This is a genomic window from Calditrichota bacterium (genome assembly GCA_014359355.1).
GTDB lineage: Bacteria > Zhuqueibacterota > Zhuqueibacteria > JANLFK01 > Oleimicrobiaceae > Oleimicrobium.
The window spans coordinates 1-3278 of the sequence record JACIZP010000101.1; the positions used below are offsets into that span (position 1 = coordinate 1).

At 60.7% G+C, this 3278-nt stretch carries 4 protein-coding genes; 3 read left to right on the forward strand and 1 reads right to left on the reverse strand.

Features of this window, described 5'->3' with window-relative positions; translation table 11 throughout:
- The 3 genes from H5U38_04135 to H5U38_04145 form a co-directional block, all read left to right on the forward strand.
- On the forward strand, positions 1-1167 hold a 1167-nt coding region (locus tag H5U38_04135; GenBank protein MBC7186208.1), incomplete at its 5' end, for an AAA family ATPase.
- Positions 1168-1183: 16 nt separating this feature from the next.
- Positions 1184-1540, forward strand: coding sequence for a sulfite exporter TauE/SafE family protein (locus tag H5U38_04140; protein ID MBC7186209.1), 357 nt, complete (start codon positions 1184-1186; stop codon positions 1538-1540).
- A 16-nt stretch (positions 1541-1556) separates the two neighbouring features.
- Complete coding sequence (locus tag H5U38_04145; protein MBC7186210.1) at positions 1557-2465, forward strand: metallophosphoesterase family protein; 909 nt, start codon at positions 1557-1559, stop codon at positions 2463-2465.
- Between the two features lie 116 nt (positions 2466-2581).
- Here H5U38_04145 and H5U38_04150 read toward each other — a convergent pair whose 3' ends face one another.
- Positions 2582-3202: a hypothetical protein gene (locus H5U38_04150; protein ID MBC7186211.1), complete on the reverse strand. Its 621-nt coding sequence runs from the start codon at positions 3200-3202 to the stop codon at positions 2582-2584.
- Positions 3203-3278 lie beyond the last annotated feature (76 nt).

A 3278-nucleotide genomic window follows, 5' to 3' on the forward strand; every position in this document is an offset into this window, starting at 1 on the left:
GACGTCAAGGTAATCATGATCGGCGACCCCTGGATTTACCAGGTGCTCTTCTATCAAGACGACGACTTTAAGAAGATTTTCAAGGTGAAGGCGGACTTTGACAGCGTGATGCCGCGGGGCGAGCCGAACGTGCTCCAGTATGCCTCATTCATCCGCAAGATCTGCAATGACGAGAAGTTGCTCCACTTCGACCGCTCGGCTGTAGCGGCAGTGGTCGAATACGGCGTGCGTCTGGCTGGCCGGCAGAACAAGCTCTCCACCCGTTTCAACTATGTCGCCGACCTGGTACGCGAGGCGCACTACTGGGCGGTCCAGGAAAAGGCCTCCATTGTCACCGCCAAGCACGTGGACAAGGCCCTGGAAGAGAAGGTTGAGCGCGTCAGCCTCATCGAGGACAAGATCCGGGAGCTCATCGCCGAAGGCACCTTGATGATCGACACCGAGGGAAGCAAGGTCGGGCAGGTGAACGGCTTGTCGGTCATCGACCTGGGCGACTATGCATTCGGTCACCCCTGCCGCATCACCGCGCAGACGGCCATGGGACGCGCCGGCATCATCAACATCGAGCGGGAGGCGGAGCTGAGCGGCCCCACGCACAACAAGGGCGTGCTAATCTTGGCCGGTTACCTACGCGGCAAATTTGCCCAGGACAAACCGCTGAGCATGAGCGCCAGCATCTGCTTTGAACAGAACTACAGCGGGGTCGATGGCGACAGCGCCTCCTCCACCGAGATGTACGCGCTCCTCTCCAGCCTGGCTGATCTACCCTTGCGTCAGGACATCGCGGTGACAGGCTCCGTGAACCAGAAGGGGGAGATTCAACCCATCGGCGGGGTGAACGAGAAGATCGAGGGTTTTTACCGCGTGTGCAAGGTGCGGGGCCTCACCGGGCAGCAAGGGGTCATCATCCCGCGGCGGAACGTTGATGACTTGGCCCTGCACAAGGAAGTGGTGGAGGCCGTGAAGAAGGGCTTGTTCCACATCTACCCGGTGGACACTGTCGATCAAGGCATCACCATTCTGACAGGCGTTCCTGCAGGAGAGCGCGGCCCAGACGGTCGCTTCCCTGAGGGGACGGTCAACGCGCGCGTGGATGCCCGTCTCCGAGAATTGGCAGAGGGACTTCGCCAGTACGCCCACGTGCCGACGGAACAGGAACAGAACTGAGGAGCAAGAAACCGGTATGCAGAACCTCTACTTTGCGCTGTTGGGCATGACCGCAGGGATCCTCGGGGGTGCCTTTGGCATTGGGGGCGGGGTGCTCATGGTGCCGGTAATGATCCTTTTCATGAAGGTGGAGACGCACGTGGCCATTGGCACTTCCCTGGCCGTCATCATCCCCATCTCCATCGCCGGCGCGCTTCGGCATTTTACCCTCCACAACGTGGACTCCCACATCGCTCTCCCCGCTGGCATTGGCGGCATAGTCGGCGCGGTGATCGGCGCCACGCTCATCGCCAATCTGCCGGCAGTGTACGCTAAGAAGGGGTTGGGCATTTTCCTCGTCTACACGGCCATCCGGTTGCTTCTTTCCAAGTAGCCAGGAGTGAAGAACGTTGGCAAGGAGGAGGCCTGGCAGGCTGGCACTTTGGCTTGAAGACCTGAAGGCATCGTTGCACCCAGGTAGGGTGGTTCTTCCGCTCTTGGGGCTCAAGGAGAAAGGGCGAAAGAACGCGTTAGACGTGAGGGTGCGCCACGAGGAACTGGTGCTTGCGTCCTTACCAGTCCCGTTCGTCGGCTTTCGCCTGCTGCTGATGTCTGATCTCCACATTGACCAGGACCCGGATCTGCCGCAGGTGGTGCTGGAGAGGCTGCAGGATCTGCACGTGGACGTGGCGTGCCTTGCGGGCGACTTCCGGCGACGCATCCTCGGGGCTCACCGGCCTGCCATAGAGCTGTTGGCGCCCATCGTTGGAGCGATCAACGCCACTGAGGGGGTTTTCGCAGTGCGCGGCAACCATGACAGCGCCCAGCTCATCGCCGAATTGGCGTCTCTCGGCGTGGACGTCCTGGACAACTGCGCACGTGCCTTCACCCGCCAGGGGGAACGCCTCTGGCTTGCCGGCGTTGATGACCCGCACCTCTACCGGACGCACGATGTCGCCGCAGCCATGCGCTCGGTGCCGCCGGGCGAGTTCACCATCCTTCTTGCCCATTCCCCAGAGGCCTATGTTGAGGCAGCGAAGGCAGGGGTGTCTCTCTACCTTTGCGGGCACACGCACGGGGGGCAAGTCCTGGTCCCCGGGATCGGTTCGTTGGTCAAGAACATGCGCGCCCCCATGGCCTTCCATCGGGGCTTCTGGCGCTACGACGGCATGTTGGGCTTCACCAGCACGGGCGTGGGCTCCGGCTCGGTTTTTGCGCGCTTCAACTGTCCGCCGGAGATGGTGGTGCTCACGTTGCGGCGGGGGGAAAACCAAGTTGCCGGGGAACCTGGGATGCCGCCTCAGGGCTCTTCCCCCTAAAGCTCCTGCACTGCGCCCAATCAACGGGGCCGCGGCTCCCACAGAACTGCGCCGTACCTCGACTTGTCGCTACCGAAACACACTCCCGGACTGACTCAGAGGACGGGCCACGCGGCCTATCCATGGGCTCCTGTTGCTTCAACGATATCTGGCCACATGGTGCGTATCACTTGTTCGAGGGTCCCCACTCCTATCACCTCCACCCCTACGCCATTGTCATTCAGGATTCGACGCATTTCCTGTGCGTTCTCCTCAGCCATGAACAAGCGCTTCACACAATGGGCAAGAGGGGACTGCTCCCCAGGAACAAGCGTCCTGCCTAAGACCTCGCAAAACGCTGAAGTAACAGGGCGGATCTTCTGGAAAAGGTCCAGCTCCCCAACTAACAGGGTACCCAAGGGTATTTCTCTCTGGAAATACGAGGACAGCATACTCATGGCCAGAGGGAGGTCTAGGGTGACGTGGTATGGCCTCCCACCGGGCAGGGCACAGTTGATTTCAAAGGTAAGGTCCGAGATGTCAATGTCGTGCATGGCGCTGACAATGCCCACGAGTTGCGTCAGTTTCTGACGAGGCAGATAGGGGGCCTTGATGCCAGGGCGATCTCCATACTTGGGGAGCTTCACCAGAGCCTGCACCTCGATCAGGTCTCCTGGAATGCCCGGGAGGAAACCAAAGGCCTGGCTTGCTCTTGCCTTAACGTGTTTGGACTTCTCCAGGCAGCCGTCGTTAGTCATCACGAGAGTGAGTGGCTCATGCCGCTCGGGGCCGAAACGATTCTTTGGCACGAAGAGAGGGCGCAGCCTCATTGCC